This is a genomic window from Pseudoalteromonas sp. MMG013, from assembly GCF_018100885.1.
GTDB lineage: Bacteria > Pseudomonadota > Gammaproteobacteria > Enterobacterales > Alteromonadaceae > Pseudoalteromonas > Pseudoalteromonas aurantia.
The window spans coordinates 160463-185091 of the sequence record NZ_JAGJEE010000003.1; the positions used below are offsets into that span (position 1 = coordinate 160463).

Below are 24629 nucleotides of genomic sequence, written 5' to 3' on the forward strand. Positions count from 1 at the left end.
ATTAGTATTATACTTCGGGAATCAGAACCCCCCAGTCAAAAGAGAGTAACCATGAAGTTTGTCGATGAAGTTGAAATTCGTGCAGAAGCGGGCGATGGCGGTAGTGGCATTGTGTCATTTCGTCGTGAGAAATACGTCCCTGATGGCGGCCCTGATGGCGGTGATGGTGGTGATGGTGCAAGTGTATACTTACTAGCAGATGAAAACTGGAATACATTGGTTGATTACCAATTTGAACGTTTTCACCGTGCGGAGCGTGGAACGAATGGACAGTCACGTAATTGTACGGGTAAAAAGGGTGTTGACCTTTACCTGAAAGTACCTGTAGGAACGCGTGTAAGCGATGTTGATACGGAAGAGTCACTTGGTGATTTAACACAGCATGGACAAAAATTACTTGTTGCAAAAGGGGGTTTTCATGGATTGGGGAATGCGCGCTTTAAGTCAAGTGTAAACCGTGCACCTAGACAGAAGACATTAGGTACTAAAGGTGAAGTTCGTAACTTAAAATTAGAATTACTACTACTCGCTGATGTTGGTTTGCTTGGCCTACCTAATGCTGGTAAGTCGACATTTATTCGCAGCGTTTCAGCAGCAAAACCTAAAGTGGCAGATTACCCATTTACTACCTTGATCCCAAATTTAGGTGTTGTTCGCCCTGAGGCAAGTAAGTCGTTCGTAATCGCTGACATCCCAGGCCTTATTGAAGGTGCCTCGGATGGTGCTGGCTTAGGCATTCGCTTTTTGAAGCATTTAGAGCGCTGTCGTGTACTTTTACATATTATCGATGTGATGCCTGTTGATGGCACCGATCCAGTAGATAATGCATTCTCAATTATTAATGAGTTACACCAATATAGCCCTAAACTAGCAGAAAAGCCTCGCTGGTTAGTATTGAATAAAATAGATCTATTGCCCGAGGACGAAGCTGAGGCCATTTGTGAACGTATTGCACAAGAGCTTGATGCAGAGAAGGTGTATCAGGTCTCAGCTATTAATAAATTAAATACCCAGCCATTATGCTACGACATTATGACATTGCTAGACAGCATGCCTAAAGACAAGTTTGAGGTAGAGCAAGAGCAAGAAGAGGTCGAGTTTAAGTGGGACACCTATCATCGTAAAGCGGCTCAAGAAGCACAAGACGATGATGACTGGGATGATGATTGGGATGAAGATGACTACGATGTAGAAGTTGTCTACGAACGATAACCTGAGATGGTAATATTAAAAAAGGGCTGTAAGCCCTTTTTTAATACTTAATAAGTATAGGAGTGAATGTGATAATTTCAATGATTGCAGCAATGGCGGATAATCGAGTGATTGGACAAGGTAATAAAATGCCTTGGCACCTACCGGCAGACTTACAACACTTCAAACGAGTTACGTTGAATAAACCAGTCATTATGGGTCGGAAGACTTTTGAGTCTATAGGACGCCCTCTTCCCAATAGACGGAATATAATTATTAGTCGTAATTTAGATTATAATGCGCAAGGAACGGAGGTTGTTACATCTGCTGACGCTGCACTTGCGTTGGTTGAGGGGGAAGCAGAGGTTATGATAATAGGAGGGGGCTTGGTATATGAACAATTCCTTCCTTTATGTGAACGACTTTATTTGACTTTCATTGACTTAACGGTTGAAGGAGATACCTGCTTTCCAGATTATGAGAAGATAGGCGAGTGGCAGGTGATGGAAACGCAACATAATGAAGCGGATGATAAAAATATATATAGTCATAAATTCGTAACCTTACAGAAAAAATTATGAGTTTGTTGCTAACAATTATATAGATTGCTACAATTATATAAGTATTGGGGTACGAATAAAGTATTATTGAAGGGTCTAAAATGAAATTAACTACCGTGCTAGTGTCAGCTTCTTTATGTGCTGCGTCTTTGTCTTTTAGTCAAAATGCACATGCAGATGCACAGCTTGCAGCATCTTTGTGTGAATATGTTGCCGCTGATGACAAAGGGCGTTTACGTAAAAAGCTAAAAAGCTCACGAGTGAAAATTCGTAATATCTACGATGCGATTCAATGTAATGGTAATAACTTGTTACGCCATGCAATTGCGAGCAATGCTGCAGGTGCAGGTGAATACATAGTTAAAAATTTACCGAAAAGTGCGCTAGTTGATGGTGCTGATATTTCATGGGCTGAAGGTAATGGTCACAGTGGTTCGCCACTTATCGCTGTTATTAAAGCGCGTGCAGGCCTATAAATTATTAAACGCGGATTTCGTGTTTATGTAAGATAGGTTGAAAACCTTGGAAGTATCCAAGGTTTTTTTTGACTAAGGTAGTTCCCTTTTTTAAAACTTAGTCGCTATTAATAATTGCATCCAGATGTTGTACATCACACTACTAGCGGCTACGTGTAAGCTATAAAAGGATTTTGGGTTTACTTGTTATTTTTTACTGCTGCTACGATAGAGACCTCAACGAGTAACTCAGGTCTGGCCATTGCAGCTTGCACACATGCTCTAGCTGGTGCGTGCCCTTGAGGCACCCACGAGTCCCATACGGCGTTCATTTCTTTAAAATATGTCATGTCACTAATATACACGGTAGCGCTGAGTAAGTGGTATTTGTCACTATTAGCTTCAGTGAGTAATATATCTACTTTGTCTAACATGGTTTGTGTTTGTTCTGTTATCCCTTTGGTTGCATCACTACATACTTGGCCACATAGATAAATTGTATTGTTATGGATGACAGTCCGACTCATTCTTTGATTGGTTTGTTTGCGCTCAATATTCATTCAAGATCCTAACAGTAATAGTTACTCTAATTATAAACCGGTAACTAGCCGATATGTATCCAAATTATATAGTCTTTTTACGTATATATAATGGATAAGTACTATGACTGAGGCCGAAGTATCCTGTCCTATTTTGATGTACACTGAAGGTAAAAATGTTACACCATTATAAATAGTGAGCTAAACAGGGATTATGATTAAGACTAAAGACTCTACAGAGACTGTATTGATAATTTCACTTATTATCGCAATGTTGTTATGGGGGACAAGTTGGGTTTCTGGGAAAATTATTGCTGATATGGCACCGACCAAAGTAACAACATTTTACCGCCTGGCGATAGCCACTTTGAGTATGCTACCGATATTGTTTGTTGTACGCAGGTTTCAACTTGTGACGCTAAAGTTTTCTCGTAACGCTTTGCTGTGGTCGTTACCTGCAGGGGCATTGCTTGCTGGATACAATCAATTATTTTTTCTCGGACTCCATAATGGCTTACCTGGTAAGGGTGGCATGCTTGTGACGACGATAAACCCGTTATTTACGTTTTTATTAACGAGCCTTGTATTTCAACAGAAGCTAAAAGTAGTACAAGGTATGGGCCTAACGTTTGGGCTAATTGGTGGGTTGTTTATGATTGAAATATGGAGTTTCAACTTAGACCAATTACTTGCATCAGGTAATCTCTACTTTATTCTCGCGGCTTTCACGTGGGCCATTTTAACAATTATTAGTCAAATAGGCGGCCGATACGCCGATTTCTTACTGTTTAGTACGTTTATGTATGGGTTCGCGAGCTTAATCAGTTATGGATTTGCGTATAGCTACTCACCACTGAAGTCGATGGTAATATATTCTTTAGAGTACTGGTTACATATGGCTTTTTTATCAACTGTCGTGGTAAGTGTTGCTACGAGTATTTTTTTCTTGGCGACACAGCAGCTAGGCTCTAGTCGCTCTAGCTCTTTTATTTTTGTCGTACCTACTTCAGCGATGGGGTTGTCTGCGTTGTATTTTGGTGAAACATTGTCTGCACCAGTAGCTTGTGGTGGCGTGTTGGCTATTTCGGCTGTTTATTTACTGAATTTTAATAAAGAAAAAGCGAGCAGTAATTGATTGCTGGGAAGGGGGATATTGTTTACTTGTGCTTTAAAGGTGCTCCAAACAGTGTTTTTATTATGTTTCGTACATTTTTTTGTTTTTTTAAATTATTAAAAAGTATGCCCCATGGTGTAAAAACAACGTCTAAAAATGACATCGAGTAGCGATGTTCATTAACACCAAATACGAGTACCTCATTAGGGCTATGAGTTTGAAAGGTACCGAATAGTTTATCCCAAATAATAAGTACTCCTGCGTAGTTCTTATCAATGCAATGTGGATTCGTTGCATGGTGAATACAGTGGTGGCGGGGGGTATTAAAAATGCTCCCAATGTATTTTAATTCAGGCACTATTTCGGTATGAATAAAAAATTGAAAAGCTAAGTTCAATGCAACTAAACTGAAAACGAATTGTGGCGGGTAACCAATTAAGATCAATGGTATCCAGAACAGCCACATCCCCGTTAGAGGATAAAATAAGCTTTGCCTTAAAGCGGTTGAAAAATTCATGTGGAGTGAGCTGTGGTGGACAACGTGTGCACTCCACAACCAAGCACATTGATGGCTAGCTCGATGAAACCAATAATAAAGAAAATCCTGTAATACAAAGGCTGGGAGTACCGCTAAAAATGAGACTTCAAATGAAAATAAAGAAAAGTTTAAGTGTAGCCAGATTAATACTGGCATAAGCAATATCATGACAAGCATATCTACTATTTGATGCGACAGAGCCAAAGAAACATTTAAACATAGCTCTTTGAGTGAATATTTATTTTTGAGCTTTAACCGCTCTAGCACAATCGCAGTTATAAACACTGGACTAAGAAGTATGAGTATGTATTCAACTTTCATTGAGTACGCTCCACAAGCGTTTACCAGCCCGTTTGAAATCGTAATATAGCACAGCTTTTAATAACCACGAGGGTAGCCAGGTATTGCTGGTTCCTGAAATTTTATAGTGCAAAAAATGTTGCGTATTTGAATTGGTGTAATTAATTTCACCGAGGTGCAGCTTAATTGGACCGTTACCTTCTATCTGATAAGTTAGGGACGTATCTGAAAGTTGAATAACACGCTCTGTAAATTGATGTCCACGCATTGAAACAAGTCGACGCTCTGTCAGCTCTTTGTTGTCGAGAGCTGTAATTTGGGCGCGAAAAATATGACTTAAAAACTGACAATCAGTCAGCTGATAAAAGTTGAATTCACCTTCTTTAGGTAGTTCTATGATTATATCAAGTAAAGTCATTTGCGTTCTTTCTGCAATAAAGTCAAAGCTAGCATATTGTATTTAAGGTGGATATACTTGACTGAAGAAGCCATTAATTTGTCATTAGGCGCCAAAGTGTCAGATGTTAGTCAAGAATATTGTAAAGTCGTTGCGCACTATTTACCTGAACGGTATTGCGATTGTAGGCGCGTTCCTATGGCTGCTTATTTACAAGCAATCGATACAGCCGTAAAAATACAAGGTGATAGTTTATGGGGGTTTAATACCGGAAAAACGATTACGAGTGCAGAGTATGGCTTATTGGGGTATTTGGTAGAAACCAGTGATACCATCGGATGCGCAATAGATTGGCTACTGCAATTTGACAAAACGGTTGCTAATATTGGTGATATACAATTCACGGTTTGCGATAGCAGTGCAACACTTGTGTGGCGACCTTACTTTCATAACCGTCATGCAGTACTGAGAAACATGACTGCATGGGTTGCAACAGTTAGACGGATATCAGGACAAGCCTTAACACCGAGTGAAATGCATTTTAGTGATGCGTTTACGCATGAACAGCTGCGTTTGATGGAAGTGTGGTTTAATTGTCCAGTTAAAGATAAGCAAACATCGAATAGAATTGAATTCCCAGTTTCATTGTTAGCTGTGAAATTAATCACCCGTAATGAGGTAATTCAAGCTCATTTATTAATATCGATAAACGAGCTTGCTAGTGGCTCTGCTGGTGAGCATCAATGGCTCTCTCAACTACAACTTGTTTTACATAGTTGTGATTTACATACTCTCACGTTAGGCGTATTAGCCCAACACTTGAACGTGTCGACACGGACTTTACAACGAAAACTAACAGCACAAAAACTGAGTTTTAGCCAACTAAAAGATAAAGAACGGTTACGGCGTTTTGGGCAATTTGGGTATGTTATGCGAAAACAGGAATTAAGTGATTTATTGGGTTATAAAGAGCAGGCGTCATTAAATCGAGCTGTGCGGCGTTGGTATGGGATGTCGCCAAGTGCATACTTAAATGAGACTAAAAATCAGATATAAAAAACGCGGTGTATGGACACCGCGTTTTTCAGTAGTATATTTTAGGCTAGATTATAACCCAGCGGCAGCTCGCAGAGCATTTGCTTTGTCAGTTGCTTCCCATGGGAACTCTTCACGACCAAAGTGGCCATATGCCGCTGTTGGTTGATAAATAGGGCGTTCAAGGTCAAGCATCGTTAACAGCCCGTATGGACGCAGATCAAAGTGTTCACGAACAAGTTCAACTAAGCGAGATTCTTCGAGTTTACCGGTGCCGAAAGTTTCAATACTGATAGAGGTTGGTTCAGCAACACCAATGGCATAAGAAACTTGCAGCTCACATTTATCAGCCAAACCAGCCGCTACAATGTTTTTAGCAACATAACGAGCGGCATAAGCAGCTGAGCGGTCAACCTTTGATGGGTCTTTACCAGAGAAAGCACCACCACCATGGCGCGCCATACCACCATATGTATCTACGATGATTTTACGGCCAGTTAAACCACAGTCACCCATAGGACCACCGATCACGAAACGGCCAGTAGGATTGATGAAAAACTTAGTTGCTTTAGAAATAAGCTCAGCAGGCAATACTGGTTTGATAATTGTTTCCATTACAGCTTCAACTAAATCAGTTTGCGAAACAGTGTCACAATGCTGAGTTGAAAGAACAACAGCGTCAATACCAACGGCTTTGCCATTTTCGTATGCGAATGTCACTTGAGACTTTGCATCAGGGCGCAACCAGCTAAGCTCACCGCTTTTACGTACTTGCGCTTGACGTTGTACAAGGCGGTGAGAATAAGTAATTGGTGCGGGCATGAGTACGTCAGTTTCATTACATGCGTAACCGAACATTAGACCTTGGTCACCTGCACCTTGCTCTTCAGCTCGTGCACGGTCTACACCTTGGTTGATGTCAGGAGACTGTTTACCAATTGTGTTTAAGATGGCACATGAATCAGCGTCAAATCCCATATCTGAGTGAGTATAACCGATATCACGAACGGTCTTACGTGTTAGTTCTTCAATGTCTACCCATGCGCTAGTAGTGACTTCACCACCAACCATGACCATACCAGTTTTGACGTAAGTCTCACACGCCACACGTGCTTTTGGGTCTTGCTCAAGAATTGCATCAAGTACCGCATCGGAAATTTGATCGGCGATTTTATCCGGATGGCCTTCAGACACAGACTCAGAAGTAAATAAATGTTTTGCCATTGTATGTATGCTCACAAATATGCGCTTCACAAACAACAGGGATAGCGCAGGAAATAAAAATGTATACTCACTATTCTAACCAAAACAAGCAGCTCTGCATAGTTTTTTTACGCCTAGACGTCTAAATAGCTTCTCTAAAAAGAATGTGAATATAAAATTCATCTTGTACCTGTTTTTTCTAAGAAATGTCATTGCAGTCAACCATTGAAATGAGTAAGAATGGGGTACTTAACAATTATACCCGCGAATTTTAAGGTAGGAGAATTCATGCCATCTCGCAAAGAACTAGCAAATGCAATCCGCGCCCTGTCAATGGACGCAGTTCAACAGGCCAAATCTGGTCACCCCGGTGCCCCTATGGGTATGGCGGATATCGCCGAGGTACTTTGGCGCGATTATTTAAAACATAATCCAAACAACCCTGAATGGGCTGATCGTGACCGTTTTGTATTGTCAAATGGTCATGGTTCAATGCTCATTTATTCTTTGCTACATTTAAGTGGTTATGATCTATCAATTGATGACTTAAAGAATTTCCGTCAGATGCATTCGAAAACACCGGGTCACCCAGAATATGGTTATGCGCCAGGTATTGAAACAACGACGGGGCCATTAGGCCAAGGTATTACTAATGCTGTAGGTATGGCGATTGCCGAGAAGTCATTGGCAGCACAGTTTAACCGTGATGAACACGATATTGTTAACCACTTCACTTACGCATTTTTAGGTGATGGCTGCTTGATGGAAGGTATTTCACATGAAGCTTGTTCACTTGCTGGTACGTTAGGGCTGGGTAAACTTGTCGCTTTTTGGGATGACAATGGCATCTCAATTGATGGGGAAGTGGAAGGCTGGTTCAGTGATGACACTCCTAAACGCTTTGAAGCCTATGGCTGGCATGTTATTGCTGATGTTGATGGGCATGATAGTGATGCCATTAAAGCCGCAATCGACGCTGCGCGAGCTGAAACAGGAAAACCAACATTAATTTGTTGTAAAACGATTATTGGTTACGGCTCACCAAACAAATCAGGCAGCCATGACTGTCACGGTGCTCCACTTGGTGACGAAGAAATCAAAGCGGCACGTGAGTTTCTTGGTTGGCAACATGGTGCATTTGAAGTACCTGATGATGTATATGCAAAATGGGATGCATCTGCACGAGGTCAGCAAGCCCAGAGCCATTGGCTGATTAAATTTACTGAGTATCAAATTGAATACCCAGAATTAGCGGCGGAATTTGAACGTAGAATGAAAGGTGAGTTGCCGCAAAGTTGGACTGAACAGTCAGAAGCTTATATTGCACAACTTCAAGCGAACCCTGCAAACCCAGCAACTCGTAAAGCATCGCAAAATGCGTTAAATACTTATGGTCCTTTGTTACCAGAGTTTATGGGTGGCTCAGCAGATTTAGCCGGATCAAACTTAACAATTTGGGATGGCTCAAAAGGATTGACTGCTGAGGACGCTTCAGGTAATTACATTTATTATGGCGTACGTGAGTTTGGGATGTCGGCTATTATGAATGGTATCGTGCTTCATAAAGGTTTTATTCCATACGGTGCTACGTTCTTAATGTTTATGGAGTATGCACGCAATGCTGTTCGTATGGCTGCACTCATGAAGCAACCGAGTATTTTTGTTTATACGCATGATTCGATTGGTCTTGGTGAAGATGGGCCGACGCATCAACCTGTAGAGCAAATTGCAAGTATGCGTTTGACTCCTAACCTTGTTAACTGGCGTCCGTGTGACCAAGTTGAATCAGCCGTATCTTGGCAACAAGCCGTTGAGCGTAAAGATGGTCCTACGTCGTTGATATTTACTCGACAAGGTTTACAACAGCAAAGTAGGGATGAAGCGCAAGTGCAAGCCATTAAGCAAGGCGGCTATGTATTAAGCTGTGATGGTAATCCTGAGCTAATCATTATTGCGACGGGTTCTGAAGTGCAGCTGGCAGTTGATTCAGCTCGTGCGTTACGTTTAACAGGAAAGAAGGTGCGCGTAGTATCTATGCCATCAACGGATGTATTCGATGCCCAGTCAGCTGAATATAAAGAAAGCGTTTTGCCTGCTGCCGTAACACGTCGTGTTGCAGTAGAAGCGGGAATAGCAGACTACTGGTACAAATATGTTGGTTTAAACGGTGTTGTTATTGGCATGACAACATTTGGTGAATCAGCGCCTGCTAGTGAACTATTTGAACACTTTGGTTTCACTGTAGACAACATAGTTACCAAAGCTGAATCATTATTCTTAGCTTAAGATGTGACAAGTATTGAGGTAGATTGACACTTACTTCATATTAAAACGCCTGATGAGTTTTCATTGGGCGTTTTGTATTTTACTCCCGTATGTGGCATCGTGGATTGCCTTAGTTGGAGCTACTATCGTTTGGATTTCCTACCTTAATAAGATACTTTTTTCGTTAGATAGTGCTACTGGCGACTATTGTATCTGTCGCTCATTGAGTGCAGTAGCAAGTGAAGCTTATTAATGTATCGATATATAGAGGGGGACTAAGTAACCTGATTAAAATGAGCGGGCAAACAAACCTCGTTTGGCTATGGAGGAGGTCGGCCAATTTATGCTAAAGGCGATATAGACTCGTCGGCTTTGCGTATTCGATTGAATATTACAGCGACAATTGAAGTGCAGCTTATGCACTCGAGACAGCACAACGTCAGACAAAATACGACTCAGCAGAAGCTCGCTGCATTCTATTTAATTCCCCTTTTACAGCATGACACTCTTATATGAATGTTGGACGCAAGCGTGCTTACATATCCGTTGGTGCTGCCATTTACTGCTCCTCGATGATAACGAGAGAGGTATTTGAGTATTATAAATAAGTGAGAAATGAATCAAGTTATCTAAAATTAGGTTACCCAATAAAAAAACCTGCAATAGCAGGTTTTTTTATTGTTTTTATCTTTAAAAATAGACGTTTAATACTATGTTTTATCTATATTTATTAAACTTTAAATTGGTCTACTGACAAGCGGAGCTCTTCTGCAAGCTTGGCCACTTCAGTACTTGAAATAGAAGTTTGATTTGCCCCTTCCGCAGTTTGTTCAGCAATCGATACGATGGACTCGAGTCGCTCACTGATTTCCTGTGAAACTTGTTGTTGTTCATTGGCAGCAGTGGAAATCTCTTCGCTCACATCATGCGCTTGAGAAACCGCCTGAGTGATACTGTTCAATGCTTCATTTGCTAAATCACTTTTATCCACACATGATTCAGCTTGTTGTTTACCCTTTGACATAGCTGTTACAGCTTCTTCAGCCCCTGCTTGTAAGGACTCAATCATTGATTGTATCTCTTGAGTCGACTCTTGTGTTTTACTTGCAAGAGAGCGGACTTCATCAGCAACAACAGCAAACCCTCGGCCCTGTTCCCCAGCCCTAGCTGCTTCAATGGCCGCATTTAGTGCTAATAAATTGGTTTGTTCCGCAATGCCGCGGATCACATCTAGAATGCCTCCAATTGAAGCACTATCTTGATGCAATTTGTTGATAACTCTGGAAGCTTCGTCAACTTCTTTCGCTAACTGTTCAATGGTATGTTTATTATCGTGAGAAATACCCTTAACACGCTCAGCTTCTTTATCAGCATTTTTGATTTCAAGTAATGCTTGATTAGCACTGTTACTTACGCCGTGAGATGTACTACTCATTTCTGTTGTAGCGGTAGCTGCTTGTTCAACTTGTGCTTGCTGGTTTCTAATTGCTTGACTTGATTCTGTGGTAATCATTGAAGTTTGTTCTGAGGCCGCAGCTAACTGTGTCGAGCGTGACACAATTCCGGTTATTAACTCCCTCAAACTACTAATTAATGCATTACAGCTGCGAGAAAGATCACCAAACTCATCTTTAGCGCTATCATCTAGTCGTTGTGTCATATCGCCGCGGGCAACGATAGTCAGAACACGGTTGACTTCAGCAAGAGGTTTGGTGATCAAATTAACTGTGACGAACGCGACAACAATAGCGATAATCGTCGCAATTACCATCCCAACCCATGTCCACAAGTTTGCTGCACTGACATCTTCGCTAACACCTTTCTGTAGATTAAATGCCACTTTACTCGCTTCATTGAGTAATTGATCAAGTTGCTCTAACGCCGCCTTGGTAGCTTGCTCAGCTTCTGCTAATTCACTTCTTGTCATACTGGTGGCGTTTATCAAGCGTTTTTTGTTAGCTGAAAGACTATTTGACCCTGAGGCTTCGGTTTTTAACGTACTAAAGTAAGACTCTAAGTCTGAAAACAAGCTGTCATCAATTGCAATAACTGCTGGTTTCATTAGCTCTATGTTTCTTTGCAACTCTTCGAGCAAGTAATCTTGATCTTTTTTGACAATATCTAGGGTATTTAAATTATCAACGGTCAGCATGTCAGCACTATTTGTCACCAAAGCAGAAAAGTTATTTTCCATACTATTGGCTGCTTGATATGCTCGGTTGCTGGATTCTTTTAATCCGTCTAAATCAATAATATCAAGTACTGCTGTTGTTGCATCTTCTGCATTGAGTTCAATATCTTCCAATTGCGATGAGGTCGTTCTCTTAAGCTGTAACTCGAGGGCTTTGTCACGAAGTAGATTGTTAACCGATTTCAGGAAATCAGAGTATGAGTTGCCAACACTTTGAGAGTTGCGCGCTAAGCTTTGGTTGCTACTGACAATATCTTGTAGTTGCGCATAAGTTTTATCAAATACAACTTGTCGCTCATTAAACTGTGCCTTAAGCGCATTTAATTCTGCAGGTGTTTGCGCATAAAAGCTACCTTGCGCGACCTTGCTCATTAATGAAAACTCAACTTGCAGCTCTGAACTTTTATTTAGAGCCGGAAGAGATAAGCTATTCACTTGTTGTGTAGAGCTATCTATGTTTGCAATCCTTAGCAAAGAGTTTCCACCTATCATTAGGAGTAGTGAGGTGATAAGAATAAAACCACCCCAAATTCGTTGGCTTACAGTCAAGTTCATACAATTTCCATCAATTTTACTAGCAGGATTGAGTACTTATCGGTTTTATTGCGGATAAGTTAAGTATTTTATAGCAGATGTGACTAAAAAATTCAGTAAAAAGGGGCGAGAATAGATTATTTGCTTAAATATTGTTCGTTAGTTGCAATATTCAGCATACTCATCGGTCCACCCCAGACACATCCAGTATCCAACGCAATCACGTTTTTCATGTTAGTGACGCCTTTAAGCGCTGCCCAGTGACCAAATATAAAGGATGTTTTTGACTTTTTAAAGCGTTTGCAGTCAAACCATGGAACTAATGTTGGGCAATCGTTAGTACCACCTTTATTTAGTAAGTCTAGCTCACCTTGCGTAGATAGATATCGCATTCGTGTAAACGTATTCACGATTGCTGTGAATCGAGCGTGCTTAGAGAGTATACTTAATTCGCCTACAGGATGCTTTGCATACATATTTAGGTAGTATTCTTTGGCATCTTTTCCGCGATAACATTGCTCCACAAAGTGTGCATACTCTAGTGCATCTTGAATTGACCAAGTCGGATGAATGCCGGCATGAGAAATAAAAGAGTTATAATTTGGTAGGTGGACAGCAATAGGTTGAGCGCACAATAAGTCTAAATATTGGGGAAGTTTAGGGCTATCAAAAACCGCTTGTAGTTTATCTTTTGGATTCGGCGAGCGATTTAACGTCGTACAAGCGAGCAAGTGCAGGTCATGGTTACCTAATGTAATAGTGATTGCATCACGATGGTGATATAAAAATTCTAAACAAGCAAGAGAATCAGGACCTCTTGCTACAACATCTCCAACGAGATAAAGGTGATCTTTACTCGGATTAAAAGCCACCATATCCAATAGTCGAGAAAGAGGCGCAAAGCACCCTTGTAAATCACCTACTGCGTATAATGCCATAAGATATCAATGTAACGCTGTTAAACAGGTCAGTCTAAACACAGGAATGGGAGCTTCAAATTCAGTCCCAAATTCATTCCGCATTAAGTAATGCCCTTGCATTGTTCCTAGAGGCGTATCAAGGACAGCACCACTGGTATATTTATAACTGTCGCCAGGGGCAATAGATGGTTTCTCTCCGATAACGCCTTCACCATCGATTTCAGACTCTTTACCATTAGCATCGGTTATAAGCCAGTGGCGGCTCTCAAGTTTCGCACTGCACAAGCTATGGTTTTTAATGGTAACCGTATAGGCGAACACATACTTATTTTTTTCAGGTTGTGATTGAGCTTCCACATAAAAGGTTTCAACAGAAACCTTTATGGGAGAGCCTAGATTACTGCTTATTGTCATAAATCCAGTTTGCTATATCAATAAATTGAGAAAGGGACAGGTTTTCTGCACGTTTAGTCGCATCAATACCAATTTCAGCCATTTCGTCACTTGTTAACAAGTTTGATAGACTGTTTCTTAATGTTTTTCGACGTTGGTTAAACGCTTCTAAACATACCGTGTTTAGAACTTTTGTACTTTTTGCAGATCTTTGCTCTGGTTTTTTAGGTATGAGACGGATCACCGCAGAGTCAACCTTTGGCGCGGGTTTGAAACACTCTGGTGGTACATCTATAACAGGCATGGCGTGACAGTAATATTGTGTCATCACACTCAATCTGCCAAAAGCTTTAGAGTCAGGGCTTGCGACCATGCGCTTTACAACTTCTTTTTGAAGCATGAAGTGCATGTGCTCCACATGGTCCGCAAATTCAAATAAATGAAAAAGTAAAGGAGTTGAAACGTTGTATGGTAAATTACCAAATATTTTCAGTTTTTCACCATCTTGAATAAGCGAAGAAAAATCAAACTTCATAGCATCGCCTTGATGGACTGTTAGCTTGTCACTCATAAATGGATGTTTTATGAGACGCTCAGCTAAATCCTTATCAAGTTCAACAACGGTAAGTTTGTCACTTAATTCCACCACTGGCTCAGTAATAGCACCAAGGCCTGGACCAATTTCGACTAGGTTGTCTGTTGGCTTAGGGTCAATGGCTGTTACTATTTTGTCGATGATCATGTCATCGTTTAAAAAGTTTTGGCCAAAACGTTTTCGGGCACGATGCCCTAAATGTACTTTATCAGTCATTAATTCTGTGCTTTTTTATGGGCGAGCTTAATTGCTTCGCGGATAGCTAAATCAAAACTACCTACCTCAATGTTACCTGTAGCGGCTAAATCTAACGCGGTACCATGGTCAACAGAGGTTCTTATAAAGGGTAGTCCAAGGGTAATATTAACCGAATTACCAAATCCTTTATATTTTAACACAGGTAAGCCTTGATCGTGATACATTGCAAGCACAGCGTCGGCATTATCTAAATATTTTGCTTGAAATAAGGTATCAGCAGGCAGTGGTCCTATGAGGTTCATTCCTTGTGTATTTAATTCTGTGAGGGCTGGAGTAATCGTCTCTATTTCCTCTCGCCCTAAATGACCATCTTCACCAGCATGCGGGTTTAAACCACAAACTAAGACTCGTGGATTATTAATACCAAACTTACTTTTGAGATCATCGTGTAAGATGTTGATAACTTTAGTCAGTCGTTCTGTCGTAACAGCTCTCGATACATATGCTAGGGGTATGTGGGTGGTGACTAACGCAACTCTAAGGCCCTCAGTTGCCAACATCATTACCACATCGGAAGTATTGGATTGCAATGCGAAATATTCAGTATGGCCACTAAAAGAAATGCCTGCACGGTTAATAATGCCTTTATGAACAGGTCCTGTAACCACTGCATCAAATGTACCATCCATATTTTTTTCAGATGCAACTTTTAATGTTTCCAGTACATAATTACCATTTTTTTCATCAAGGACACCCGCTTGTACATTACAGCCTTTTTCTACTTGTAAATAATACAAACAGCCTGCTGGTGCAGGCTGTGCCTCTTCATTCGCATCGAATGGCAGCAATGTGATAGGGATACCTAGCTCAATCGCGCGCTTTTCAATGATAGTACGATCGACGACGGCAATAATTTGCGCGGACCATACTTTTTGAGCCAGTTTAATAACCAGATCGGGTCCAATACCAGCAGGTTCCCCTGGCGTAATTGCAATTCTGAGGCACATATTTATATCCATTTTATTCTGTAGGGAATACATCAATATGTGCTTGTTCCCGAATTTCACGCTGCCACTTAAAGCTTTCTTCTTTGAATTTCCTGTTAAATAGTAGTCCGTGAGCACGGCTTAGCTTCGCTTGGTCTGTTTTGTCAGCTGTGCGTGTATCTAACAATTGAACAATGTGCCAACCAAATGTACTTCTAAATGGTTCACTGATCTCATTTTTATTTAGTGAAAGAAGGGTGTTTTTAAATGCGGGCACGTAAGTTGTTGGATCTGTCCAATCATATTCACCGCCTTTGAGTGCCGAACCTGGATCTTCTGAGTGCTCTTTTGCTAGTTCTGCAAAGTCAGCCTCACCTGCGCGAAGCTTAGTCGCAAAATCAGAAAGCATATCACGGGCTTTTTCTTCACTGAGGATAATCGAAGGCTTAATGAGAATATGACGTGAGCGTACTTCGGTTGTTTCTACAACTTCACGCCCGCGAATATCTTGTACTTTTAGAATGTGGAAACCGGCACCAGAGCGAACGGGCCCAACGATGGCATCTTTTTTCTGGCCTTTAATTGCCTCTGCGAATAACGATGGCATTTCATTAATGCTCATCCAGCCTAATTGTCCGCCTTCAAGCGCTTTTGGACCACTTGAAGAAGCGATTGCAATACGCTTAAACTCTTTACCATCGTTTAAAAACTCCATTACGTTATCAGCACGTTCACGCGCATCTTGAATCTCTTCTGGGGAGGCTTTATTTGGAATTTTAACAAGAATATGACCAACGTCGTACTCTTCAGGGTTTCCTGTTTGTTGCTCTAGAATTTTTTGTAAATTAGCAACTTCTTGTGTACTAATATAAATGCGTCGGTCGACATTTGCTCGGCGAACTTGACCAATGGTGATTTCTTTTCGAAGCTCCTCTCTGTAAGCTTGGAAGCTTTCTCCACTGGCTTCTACTGAGCGTCTGAGATCAGCTATAGTTACATTTTGATCCTTGGCGATATTTGATATCGTTTGATCCAGTTGAGAGTCTGAGATCTCCATACCCATGCGCTCAGCAAGTTGTAGCATTAAGGATTGGTCGACTAGTCGGTCAATAGCTTGTACTCGAAGCGTTTTATCGGAGGGTAATTCCGTACTCTGCTGTTTAGCTTGCTCTTTAACCCGAGCAATAATTTGATTGACCTCACTTTGTAATATGACACCTTCGTTTACAGTGGCAACAATCTTATCCATCTGAACACGTTGAGCCAGTGTTGTGTGACTTATACTGATACCTAATAGGGTAACTAACAATAACTTTTTAAAATTCATAGTATTCTAATATTTATTAATTATTTAAAAAATAAGGTCGACGGTAGCCGAAGATACCTTGTTGTAATCGCTGACTTACAGCATTATTTGATTTGCCACCCAATCCATTTAATACAAAATTAAACCCAATGCTGGTGTCGAATTGTGCATCATCATGTGTAATCGTTTGGTTTAAATCTGTTTCTATGTGTCTTCCACCCGTTATTTGAATAGCCCAACAGCAACTTTCGTATTGTATACCGGCGAAGACTTCGACACTCCGAGAGGCATTTAAGTCTCGGTGATAGCTTGCTATAAATTGCCAATTATCATTGATTGGTAGGCTGCTAAACAGACCAACTTGATCAATTTCATATCCTGAGACACTATTTGCATAACGATGGTTCAATTGTACTAGCTTATTATTGTCTCCTCGGTAGTCTAGTGTCGTATGAGACTGAATTAGCTCTTTAGAGTCTGCGTCATATTGTATTCCAGCCGAGAAATACCAACGACGATGCCAATGTACCATGGTTTCCGCTGCAAACAATGCATTGTAGTTGGTTTCTGAATTATTGGCTTGTTCAGTAGGCTTTACATCGTCACTGAGGTAAATTATTTGGCCGATACTGAAATTGAATCTTTCTGTGTTTTTAGTATCAAAAAGGCGTGTTGTGGCACCTAGAGTAAATTGGTTCGCTTGCGCTATCCTATCAACACCTGAGAATCGTTGTTCACGAAATAAGCCAGCAAAGTCATCTTGCATTTTGGTTGTATCAAAAAGACCTATGCTGTCTTGCTCTCTTTTTGGTGTGTACAAATATTGAATTTGCGGTTCTAAAGTTTGCGTGCCACCTTCACTAAAAAATAGCGTGTCTCTTTCCAAATTCAGCTGTGCATGCATTCTTAATTTTGGCATGGTTCGAGTAACAGTATCTTCATACGGTGTATTGTGTAAATCACCATGCTGCTCGTATCGTGTATGTAATAAGCTAGATTCAGCTAAGAAAGACCAGGCGTACTCTTCAAATGATAGGCTAACTTTTGGTTCTAAGTGCAACCGAGAAGCTTCTGTTATTGTTAGTTCGCCGTTCCGAAAATGACTGAACTCACCCAATATAGATAGTTGCAAGTTATGCCACTGAAAAGGTACTCTGTTTTTCCAAGTTATTTGTGGTAAAGCAGCGTATGACTCTGTGTGGTCGCCTAGTACCTCAAAGCTTTGTAATTTTATATCAGTGATCCAGTCATCGCCGAGGTAGCTGATGATACCAGTACGATACAGTTGAGTATCGGTTTCGTTGGCGTATTTTGAGCCTAAATCGGTTAGATATGCATCATCACTGACATTGGTAATATCAATATTTAGGCGCCATTGGTCGGTTAAGTAACTCTGTTGCTGCCAATGGACTAAATAACGGCTTTCTAGCTGGGGGTCTGCATCGTCTTTATCTATATACTCAACACCTAAAAGGCCTTGATGTTGTTTGGTTAGGTACCTAAATTCAGAAGTAACTTGGAGCCCTTTGTTTGACATATACCTAGGAGTGAAGGTCGCATCATAATTGGGTGCTATATTCCAATAGTAGGGGGTTGCCATTTCAAACCCGTATCGACCAGAACTGGTCAAAGTCGGAGTTAGTAGGCCAGATTTTCGTCGTTCATCTATGGGAAATGTGAAATAGGGAATATAGATGATAGGTGTATCAAGAATCTTCAAAACTGCGTTGTAAGACTCCCCCCACCCATTGTGCTTAGATAATGTGATAGTACTTGCTTCGATTTGCCAAAAAGGAGCTTCGACTGGGCAAGTGGTAAAAGTTGAATTATATAAACTAATTTCAGATTCTGATGCATATAGCTTTTCAGCACCACCACGACCAATTTGTTGTGTTAATTGATAGTCAGCGCCGAGTAAGCTGATATCATTATTATTTAAATCTGCGTATAAACCGGTGCTATTAACGAGAGTAAAAGCATCTTGATAGACAAGTGGGCCTGTTGCATTGAGCAAACCTCGTTCTTTGTCGATTAAGGCTGAGCTTGCTGATAGACGCATTTTCTGGGTGTTGACATCGACGTTACCTGAAAACTCAGCACTGGCTGTGCCTTGCATTTCAACGTCATCTGCCTGAATATCTATAGCATTGGAAGGCAAAGATTTAAGAGGTTGCCAGTTTGTCGGTTGAAAGTACTGACTGCACTGCATCGGTGTAGAATTTGATATTGCTAACGCTGGTGCGCTACTGAGTGTCAGTGCGACGACCCCCCAAGTTTTACTCATTTATTAACCTTGTTGGCCTAGTATAATTATCTAAGCAAGACATAATAAAGTAAAACTCAGTTAAATACAGTAATTAAGAATGGAATTTTGTGACAAATAATAAAGAAAGACAAACCTATATCGAGCAGTTTCTAGTTGGGTTTTTTAATGATGAAGCATATCGCTGTGAAGTTGTAACCGCAGATGCGAGTTTTCGTCGCTATTTAAGGGTATATCATGGTGAGAAAAGCTACATTTTGATGGACTCAGAGCCCAATAAAGTGGATAACCAGCCGTTTGTAGATCTTAATGCAAATTTTGCCCTCGCAGGCATAAAAGTACCTCAAATTTTAGCACAAAATATGCCGCATGGCATATTACTGCTAGAAGACTTAGGCACAGAGCATTTGGCTGATCATATCAGTGGTCCGAGCAGGTTGGAGCACTATATGGCCATTTTAGATATTTTACCATCAATAGCGACAGTCACTAAATCAACGTCTATGAAACCGTATGATGATGGTTTTATAACTCAAGAGTTGGAAATATTTGAAAATTGGTTATTAAATTCTTGGCTTGATTATGAACTCGAAGGCACTGTTAAAGAGCGATGGCAAGAAACGAAACTGTCATTGGTAAATAGCATAGTAGAGCAGCCAAAAGTCACTATGCATCGTGATTTTCACAGTCGTAATATTATGCGATATGATCATCAATGGGCTGTGATAGATTACCAAGATGCTGTTCAAGGGCCTATAACATATGATGCTGTATCCTTATTGCGAGATTGTTATTTTAAGTTACCAGCAGATGACTTTTTAATACTTCAGAAATACAGTTATAAAACACTGAAAAAAGCACAGCTATTGGGAGAAATGACATATCTCGAATATCAGTATTATTTTGATTTAACTGGGTTGCAACGGCATTTGAAAGCCGCTGGTATTTTTGCCCGGTTATTATTAAGAGATAATAAAGCGGGCTATTTGGACAATATAGTACCTACATTACAGTATGTTGTAGAAGTAGCTAAGCGATATGACAATTATCAATGGCTTGCAACTTGGTTAGTGAGTGAGATAATACCTTTAATTAACAGTCAGCTGAATAAGTTTAAATGAAAGCAATGATCCTCGCAGCCGGACGTGGCCAACGAATGATGCCGTTGACAGAAAGTACGCCAAAACCAATGTTGCAAGTCAATGGGCAGCCTTTACTGACTTATCATATCAATAGGTTAAAACTCGCAGGCATTAGTGATATTGTCATTAATTTAGCGTGGTGTGGCGAGGTAATCGAACAGTATTATGGAGATGGAAGTGAGTTTGGGGTCAAGGTCACTTATTGCTATGAACCCGCTGGAGGCTTGGAAACAGCTGGTGGCATTATAAATGCGTTGCCCTTGCTAACGGAGAGTGAGGAGGCATTTATTGTTGTGAATGGCGATGTTTTCACTGATTATGATGTGGCTGCGTTAACACAATTACAGCTATACGCAGGGGAAGCGCATATTGTGTTGGTAGAAAACCCAGAACATAATCTAGATGGGGATTTCTGTTTGACAAATCAAATAATAAATACTCAAAAGTACACCTTTTCAGGTATTGGTTTATATACGCGTGACTTCTTCTCATCCTTGTCGGTAGGTGTTCTTCCTTTAGGTCCATTGTTGAGACGAAATATTGAGACCGGTCGAGTTTCAACGGAGTTATATTTGGGTTTATGGTCGGATATTGGCACTCCGCAGCGGTTAATGGAAATAAATAAAAATCAGGAGCAAAACAGTGTGGGGTAAATTATTAGGGGTTTGTTTCGGGTTTATGTTTGGTCGTTGGCTAGGCGCTATATTCGGTTTCTGGCTTGGGCATATGTTCGATAAAAGCTTAAAGCAGGACTTTGATAAAGTGGGCGGGTTTCAAGGCTTTTTTAAAGGTGATGATTTACACCAGCGTCAAGCATTGTTTTTTTCAAGTTGCTTTGCCGTAATGGGCCATATTGCGAAATCGAATGGGCGAGTGAGCGAAACCCACATTAAAGCTGCAACATTATTTATGGACGAAATGGGACTGCACGGGGAAGATCGTCAAGAAGCCCAAAATGCATTTAGGTATGGCAAAGGTAATGATTTTGAATTAAAAGGCGCGGTTAACGATTTTAAAGAGGTTTTTTCTCGTCGTTACGATTTGCTGCAGCTTTTTTTAGAGATTCAAATTCAAATGGCGTTTTCAGATGGTCATTTAGCGCCTCAGGAAGTGCAATTATTGCAAAAGGTGAGTCAATTACTCGGTATTTCGAATACGCACTTTCGCTTTATTTTGAAACGTTATCAAGCCGAATTTAAGTTTCGAGAACAACGCGCGCAACAAGGTGATTATCAAAGGCAAAAAGGCTCTCAAACAGCTCAGCAGTCAGAAAACATTACTCGAATGCAAGCATTGGCTGTTTTAGGGTTAACTGAACAAGCGACAGATAAAGACGTAAAACGCGCTTATCGAAAATTGATGTCGCAACATCACCCAGATAAGCTGGTATCCCAAGGGTTGCCTCAACATATGATGGAAGTCGCTAAAAAGAAAAGTCAAGATATTCAAGCTGCTTACGAGTTTTTAAAACACCCATCCTAGTGTTAGATAAAAACAAGCAACATAGGTGGTCATAATTGACGAAGAAAACCATCAACTTCTTTTCTCAGCCGCTGATGTTGCCTGGTTTCTGTCGTTAATCCAAAGAGCTGGCGTTGTCGGTAGTCAAATTTACTATTGCGTTTTACCCACCTTATTCTTTCGGGCATGCTGCGAGTGACAGTAGGGTTATCATTGGTATAAAAGATATCAAGTAAAGGTGGGCTGATCACAGATAAGTTTGCAGGTAAATGACGTTGCCTGCTGCTATTTGGTAACTGTGCACTAATGGCCACAAAAGCGTCGAGTTTTATGTTGGGTAAATCAGCAAGGTATTCACTAAACACGCCGGCGCTAGTACCTTGTGCAATGACGACAAGCTGTTCTTTCTCTAACATCGTTAATTGTGAATATAGTGCTTTGAAAATGTCTATGAGTTGTGCTTTATAGTCGTCTAGTGAATTCTCAGGGACTCGCTCAGCCAGAAATTTAGCGGGTTTTTGCATTTTTTTTTCAATGCTTTCTTCGCTGGCTGTTTCTGTATTACTGGAATTACTTGTGTCATCTTTTGGTAGTGTATCATTAAATGCAATGTCTGGAATTTGTATGGCGTAGGTATCAAACCCGTCATCGGTTAACGCGTGGTGGAGGTAATTGAATCCATTATATGAAAGGGGAGGGTGGCCAATATCAGGAATCAAAATGACAATGCCACGTTTGGTTGAGGCCATATATGGAGAATAAATAGCAAAACTATTCCCTTTTGATGTTTCAATATCAATCAATGCATTTTCGTCGATAAATTTCGTTAAATCTCGTTTTTCTACCTCTTGCTTTGCCTCTGGCATGACAAAGTCTGCTGATGAGGCGCTTCTGCATAGTACTAGTGCGCATATTAATAAGAAAAGGTTTATAATTCGCTGAGACATAATACTTCGTTGCTGCTAGGGTTTGATAAGTTATCGGCATAAGTACGTTATTGTTTAGCAGAACACACGAAAAAATAATAATGTACATTGTTGTATATAGATTTATTCTGTGTTTCTATAAGCGGTCCTATTGCAGGGTATATAGGCAAGATAGTCATTATATCTGTATTGTTGAGAGAGTATTTTTTATGTTGTCTGGCCGTATTAAGCCTTTAAAAATCAACTACAGGCAAGAGTTATTCATTCTTTTTGTTGTCAATATTCTTTGCTTTTTCATTTTTTCAAGTTATGACACGTTAGAGTGGCTTTATCACTTTTCAAGGTCTCATGAAGATTTAGAGTTAGACGAGTTTATTCCCTTATGCTTTTCACTGACAGTAACCTTCGCCTTATTTTCTTATCGGCGTTGGAAAGAAGCACAATTGTTTTATGTCGAGATTGAATACCTGTCGTTTCATGATAGCTTGACAGGATTATTAAATCGCAGAGGGGCGCAGTTAAAAATGGCACATATGCCACAAATCTACACTGAAGCCGCTGTTGTATTTATCGATTTTGATAATTTTAAACAGATCAATCAATTGTATGGTTATGAAGTGGGGGATGAAATACTAAAGCAAGTTGGTAATGCGTTAATGCGTAATTATAACCACGCAGTACTCGCGCGTTGGGCCGGTGAGGAGTTATTAATTATTGCTCCATGTATTAGCCGTCAAATGCTCCCAAGCTTTGCTGATGAAGTTTATCGACGTATCACTAAAAGCGTTGCTCTTTCGGCCTATTCAGTCTCCGTAAGTATGGGGGTAGTATGGGGAGATGCTCAGTCTGATAGTCAGCATTTACTTACGTTGGTTGATGAAGCGTTATTGCAAGCTAAGCGCCGAGGCGGTGCTCAAGTTAATGTCTTCGATCATTAATGAGTCGCTCACCTAAAAGTTTGATACATAATTACGTATAGCTTCGCTGTTCGTCGTGCCATAATCAGGATAAGATCTAATTATAATAGTATTTTTCTGAGTTACACTTGCATTTCATTTTATACGGAGAGTTCGTCAGTGACAAAACGGTCTGATTCTAAACGAGACTATATTTTTTTATTTTTAAAAGGCGCAGGCATGGGGGCAGCTGATGTTGTACCAGGAGTGTCGGGTGGGACTGTAGCATTTATTACTGGGATCTATGCTCGGTTTTTAAGTGCGATAAAAAGTGTAAATTTCGAAGCCATCGCATTATTGAGACGGCATGGCGTTAAAGCAAGCTGGGACTATATTGATGGTAGTTTCTTGGTAGCAGTTTTTGCTGGTTTAATAACCAGTGCTGTGTCTTTGGCTAAAGTGATTACTTACTTGTTATCAAATCACCAACTGCTAGTGTGGTCATTCTTTTTTGGCTTGATCTTGGCCTCTTTTATATTTATAGCTAAGCAAGTTAAACAATGGCAGTTAGGTACTATTGTAAGCTGTATTACAGGCGCTATTATTGCTGTGATTATCACATCACTGGCTCCTACCGAAGCAGAGCCACATTGGTGGCTTTATTTTATTGCTGGCGCTATTGCTATTTGTGCCATGATTTTACCTGGAATTTCAGGTAGCTTTATTTTGTTACTATTGGGAATGTATGGCCACGTATTATCAGCCATTACTCATCAAGAAATATTACTAATCGCGCTATTTATGATGGGCTGTGTTGTTGGTTTAATATTATTTTCTCGTGTTCTTTCTTGGTTACTCTCATCATACCAAGAGGTAACGTTTGCGTTATTGGCCGGATTCTTACTAGGGTCCTTAAACTTGTTATGGCCATGGAAGGTGGTAGTCTCAACGTATATCAGCTCAAGTGGTGCAGAAAAGCCCTTAAACCAACAGAATATATCTCCACTTGATTACGCAAATTTGGTGGGGCAGGAACCGCAGACATGGTTATGTGTTGGTTTGGCTATATTGGGCTTAATGCTGATTTTAGGTATTGAGAAACTAACTGCCAAATAATGCATTTTAGGGCCCATCCTAATGGGCTCTGACAAACCCCTACCATTAAACGCAACATTCCTCATGAATTCGATAATAAACCAGTAAATTTAGACTTGTGTACAA

The 24629-nt window shown here is 40.5% G+C and carries 23 protein-coding genes; 11 read left to right on the forward strand and 12 right to left on the reverse strand.

The genetic code is table 11. The features are described 5' to 3' along the window. The first annotated feature begins 51 nt into the window (after positions 1–51). The 3 genes from cgtA to J8L98_RS04290 all read left to right on the forward strand — a co-directional run bounded on the left by cgtA (position 52) and on the right by J8L98_RS04290 (position 2227). Positions 52–1212: an Obg family GTPase CgtA gene (cgtA, locus tag J8L98_RS04280; protein WP_010361517.1), complete on the forward strand. Its 1161-nt coding sequence runs from the start codon at positions 52–54 to the stop codon at positions 1210–1212. Positions 1213–1280: 68 nt separating this feature from the next. After that, positions 1281–1772, forward strand: a complete 492-nt coding sequence (folA, locus tag J8L98_RS04285) for a type 3 dihydrofolate reductase (protein WP_348771888.1) — start codon at positions 1281–1283, stop codon at positions 1770–1772. Between the two features lie 80 nt (positions 1773–1852). Next, on the forward strand, positions 1853–2227 hold the full coding sequence (locus J8L98_RS04290; protein ID WP_192508356.1) for a DUF3718 domain-containing protein: 375 nt from the start codon (positions 1853–1855) through the stop codon (positions 2225–2227). 179 nt (positions 2228–2406) lie between these two features. Here J8L98_RS04290 and J8L98_RS04295 read toward each other — a convergent pair whose 3' ends face one another. Continuing rightward, positions 2407–2766 (reverse strand): RidA family protein, encoded by a 360-nt coding sequence (locus tag J8L98_RS04295; RefSeq protein ID WP_210995451.1) that lies wholly within the window; start codon positions 2764–2766, stop codon positions 2407–2409. A gap of 193 nt (positions 2767–2959) precedes the next feature. Here J8L98_RS04295 and J8L98_RS04300 point away from each other — a divergent pair, with 193 nt between their 5' ends. After that, a complete protein-coding gene (locus tag J8L98_RS04300) occupies positions 2960–3880 on the forward strand; it encodes a DMT family transporter (RefSeq protein WP_210995452.1) in 921 nt (306 codons plus the stop codon). A 22-nt stretch (positions 3881–3902) separates the two neighbouring features. Here J8L98_RS04300 and J8L98_RS04305 read toward each other — a convergent pair whose 3' ends face one another. Together J8L98_RS04305 and J8L98_RS04310 are read right to left on the reverse strand one after the other, a co-directional pair. Further along, positions 3903–4718 carry a sterol desaturase family protein gene (locus J8L98_RS04305; protein WP_210995453.1) on the reverse strand — a complete coding sequence of 272 codons (816 nt, stop codon included), beginning with the start codon at positions 4716–4718 and terminating at the stop codon, positions 3903–3905. Further along, on the reverse strand, positions 4708–5115 hold the full coding sequence (locus J8L98_RS04310; protein WP_210995454.1) for a hypothetical protein: 408 nt from the start codon (positions 5113–5115) through the stop codon (positions 4708–4710). Before J8L98_RS04310 ends, J8L98_RS04305 begins: the two co-directional genes overlap by 11 nt. A gap of 57 nt (positions 5116–5172) precedes the next feature. Here J8L98_RS04310 and J8L98_RS04315 point away from each other — a divergent pair, with 57 nt between their 5' ends. Further along, positions 5173–6150, forward strand: coding sequence for an AraC family transcriptional regulator ligand-binding domain-containing protein (locus tag J8L98_RS04315; protein ID WP_210995455.1), 978 nt, complete (start codon positions 5173–5175; stop codon positions 6148–6150). Positions 6151–6201: 51 nt separating this feature from the next. On the opposite strand, the gene metK is transcribed toward J8L98_RS04315, so the two are convergent. Further along, positions 6202–7353, reverse strand: a complete 1152-nt coding sequence (metK, locus tag J8L98_RS04320) for a methionine adenosyltransferase (RefSeq protein ID WP_192508350.1) — start codon at positions 7351–7353, stop codon at positions 6202–6204. Between the two features lie 267 nt (positions 7354–7620). On the opposite strand from metK, the gene tkt reads away from it, so the two are divergent. Next, positions 7621–9618: a transketolase gene (tkt, locus tag J8L98_RS04325; protein WP_192508349.1), complete on the forward strand. Its 1998-nt coding sequence runs from the start codon at positions 7621–7623 to the stop codon at positions 9616–9618. Positions 9619–10327: 709 nt separating this feature from the next. Here the strand turns inward: tkt and J8L98_RS04330 are convergent. From J8L98_RS04330 to lptD, 7 genes are all read right to left on the reverse strand, one after another. Continuing rightward, positions 10328–12343, reverse strand: a complete 2016-nt coding sequence (locus J8L98_RS04330) for a methyl-accepting chemotaxis protein (protein WP_210995456.1) — start codon at positions 12341–12343, stop codon at positions 10328–10330. Between the two features lie 116 nt (positions 12344–12459). Further along, the gene (locus tag J8L98_RS04335; protein WP_210995457.1) at positions 12460–13260 is read right to left on the reverse strand and encodes a symmetrical bis(5'-nucleosyl)-tetraphosphatase; all 801 of its coding nucleotides are present in this window, start codon (positions 13258–13260) and stop codon (positions 12460–12462) included. Positions 13261–13266: 6 nt separating this feature from the next. Beyond that, positions 13267–13656: a Co2+/Mg2+ efflux protein ApaG gene (apaG, locus tag J8L98_RS04340; protein ID WP_192508346.1), complete on the reverse strand. Its 390-nt coding sequence runs from the start codon at positions 13654–13656 to the stop codon at positions 13267–13269. After that, entirely contained in the window at positions 13640–14446 is an 807-nt protein-coding gene (gene rsmA, locus J8L98_RS04345; protein WP_210995458.1) for a 16S rRNA (adenine(1518)-N(6)/adenine(1519)-N(6))-dimethyltransferase RsmA, read from the reverse strand. The genes apaG and rsmA overlap by 17 nt, the downstream gene beginning before the upstream one ends. Continuing rightward, a complete protein-coding gene (pdxA, locus tag J8L98_RS04350) occupies positions 14446–15435 on the reverse strand; it encodes a 4-hydroxythreonine-4-phosphate dehydrogenase PdxA (protein WP_210995459.1) in 990 nt (329 codons plus the stop codon). Before pdxA ends, rsmA begins: the two co-directional genes overlap by 1 nt. A 13-nt stretch (positions 15436–15448) precedes the next feature. Beyond that, positions 15449–16741, reverse strand: a complete 1293-nt coding sequence (gene surA, locus J8L98_RS04355; protein WP_192508343.1) for a peptidylprolyl isomerase SurA — start codon at positions 16739–16741, stop codon at positions 15449–15451. Between the two features lie 16 nt (positions 16742–16757). Beyond that, on the reverse strand, positions 16758–19004 hold the full coding sequence (gene lptD / locus J8L98_RS04360; protein WP_210995460.1) for an LPS assembly protein LptD: 2247 nt from the start codon (positions 19002–19004) through the stop codon (positions 16758–16760). Between the two features lie 89 nt (positions 19005–19093). Here lptD and J8L98_RS04365 point away from each other — a divergent pair, with 89 nt between their 5' ends. Genes J8L98_RS04365 through djlA form a run of 3 tightly spaced genes read left to right on the forward strand, consistent with a single transcriptional unit; the run spans position 19094 to position 21607 of the window. Next, complete coding sequence (locus tag J8L98_RS04365; protein ID WP_210995461.1) at positions 19094–20104, forward strand: phosphotransferase; 1011 nt, start codon at positions 19094–19096, stop codon at positions 20102–20104. Next, positions 20101–20778: an N-acetylmuramate alpha-1-phosphate uridylyltransferase MurU gene (gene murU, locus J8L98_RS04370; protein ID WP_210995462.1), complete on the forward strand. Its 678-nt coding sequence runs from the start codon at positions 20101–20103 to the stop codon at positions 20776–20778. The genes J8L98_RS04365 and murU overlap by 4 nt, the downstream gene beginning before the upstream one ends. Next, positions 20768–21607: a co-chaperone DjlA gene (gene djlA, locus J8L98_RS04375; protein ID WP_210995463.1), complete on the forward strand. Its 840-nt coding sequence runs from the start codon at positions 20768–20770 to the stop codon at positions 21605–21607. The genes murU and djlA overlap by 11 nt, the downstream gene beginning before the upstream one ends. A gap of 29 nt (positions 21608–21636) precedes the next feature. On the opposite strand, the gene J8L98_RS04380 is transcribed toward djlA, so the two are convergent. Further along, entirely contained in the window at positions 21637–22452 is an 816-nt protein-coding gene (locus tag J8L98_RS04380) for a DUF3530 family protein (RefSeq protein ID WP_210995464.1), read from the reverse strand. A gap of 269 nt (positions 22453–22721) precedes the next feature. On the opposite strand from J8L98_RS04380, the gene J8L98_RS04385 reads away from it, so the two are divergent. Next, positions 22722–23450: a GGDEF domain-containing protein gene (locus J8L98_RS04385; RefSeq protein WP_210995465.1), complete on the forward strand. Its 729-nt coding sequence runs from the start codon at positions 22722–22724 to the stop codon at positions 23448–23450. A gap of 138 nt (positions 23451–23588) precedes the next feature. Then, on the forward strand, positions 23589–24524 hold the full coding sequence (locus J8L98_RS04390) for a DUF368 domain-containing protein (protein ID WP_348771889.1): 936 nt from the start codon (positions 23589–23591) through the stop codon (positions 24522–24524). The last annotated feature ends 105 nt before the right edge of the window (positions 24525–24629 follow it).

What these genes read in the sequence shown, in the direction of transcription:
- apaG (WP_192508346.1), bottom strand. Translation starts at nt 13,656, where the DNA reads ATGACAATAAGCAGTAATCTAGGCTCTCCCATAAAGGTTTCTGTTGAA.
- J8L98_RS04290 (WP_192508356.1), top strand. Translation starts at nt 1,853, where the DNA reads ATGAAATTAACTACCGTGCTAGTGTCAGCTTCTTTATGTGCTGCGTCT.
- cgtA (WP_010361517.1), top strand. Translation starts at nt 52, where the DNA reads ATGAAGTTTGTCGATGAAGTTGAAATTCGTGCAGAAGCGGGCGATGGC.
- J8L98_RS04385 (WP_210995465.1), top strand. Translation starts at nt 22,722, where the DNA reads ATGTTGTCTGGCCGTATTAAGCCTTTAAAAATCAACTACAGGCAAGAG.
- tkt (WP_192508349.1), top strand. Translation starts at nt 7,621, where the DNA reads ATGCCATCTCGCAAAGAACTAGCAAATGCAATCCGCGCCCTGTCAATG.
- pdxA (WP_210995459.1), bottom strand. Translation starts at nt 15,435, where the DNA reads ATGTGCCTCAGAATTGCAATTACGCCAGGGGAACCTGCTGGTATTGGA.
- metK (WP_192508350.1), bottom strand. Translation starts at nt 7,353, where the DNA reads ATGGCAAAACATTTATTTACTTCTGAGTCTGTGTCTGAAGGCCATCCG.
- J8L98_RS04305 (WP_210995453.1), bottom strand. Translation starts at nt 4,718, where the DNA reads ATGAAAGTTGAATACATACTCATACTTCTTAGTCCAGTGTTTATAACT.
- lptD (WP_210995460.1), bottom strand. Translation starts at nt 19,004, where the DNA reads ATGAGTAAAACTTGGGGGGTCGTCGCACTGACACTCAGTAGCGCACCA.
- J8L98_RS04380 (WP_210995464.1), bottom strand. Translation starts at nt 22,452, where the DNA reads ATGCCAGAGGCAAAGCAAGAGGTAGAAAAACGAGATTTAACGAAATTT.
- J8L98_RS04295 (WP_210995451.1), bottom strand. Translation starts at nt 2,766, where the DNA reads ATGAATATTGAGCGCAAACAAACCAATCAAAGAATGAGTCGGACTGTC.
- rsmA (WP_210995458.1), bottom strand. Translation starts at nt 14,446, where the DNA reads ATGACTGATAAAGTACATTTAGGGCATCGTGCCCGAAAACGTTTTGGC.
- surA (WP_192508343.1), bottom strand. Translation starts at nt 16,741, where the DNA reads ATGAATTTTAAAAAGTTATTGTTAGTTACCCTATTAGGTATCAGTATA.
- J8L98_RS04300 (WP_210995452.1), top strand. Translation starts at nt 2,960, where the DNA reads ATGATTAAGACTAAAGACTCTACAGAGACTGTATTGATAATTTCACTT.
- murU (WP_210995462.1), top strand. Translation starts at nt 20,101, where the DNA reads ATGAAAGCAATGATCCTCGCAGCCGGACGTGGCCAACGAATGATGCCG.
- J8L98_RS04310 (WP_210995454.1), bottom strand. Translation starts at nt 5,115, where the DNA reads ATGACTTTACTTGATATAATCATAGAACTACCTAAAGAAGGTGAATTC.
- J8L98_RS04335 (WP_210995457.1), bottom strand. Translation starts at nt 13,260, where the DNA reads ATGGCATTATACGCAGTAGGTGATTTACAAGGGTGCTTTGCGCCTCTT.
- J8L98_RS04330 (WP_210995456.1), bottom strand. Translation starts at nt 12,343, where the DNA reads ATGAACTTGACTGTAAGCCAACGAATTTGGGGTGGTTTTATTCTTATC.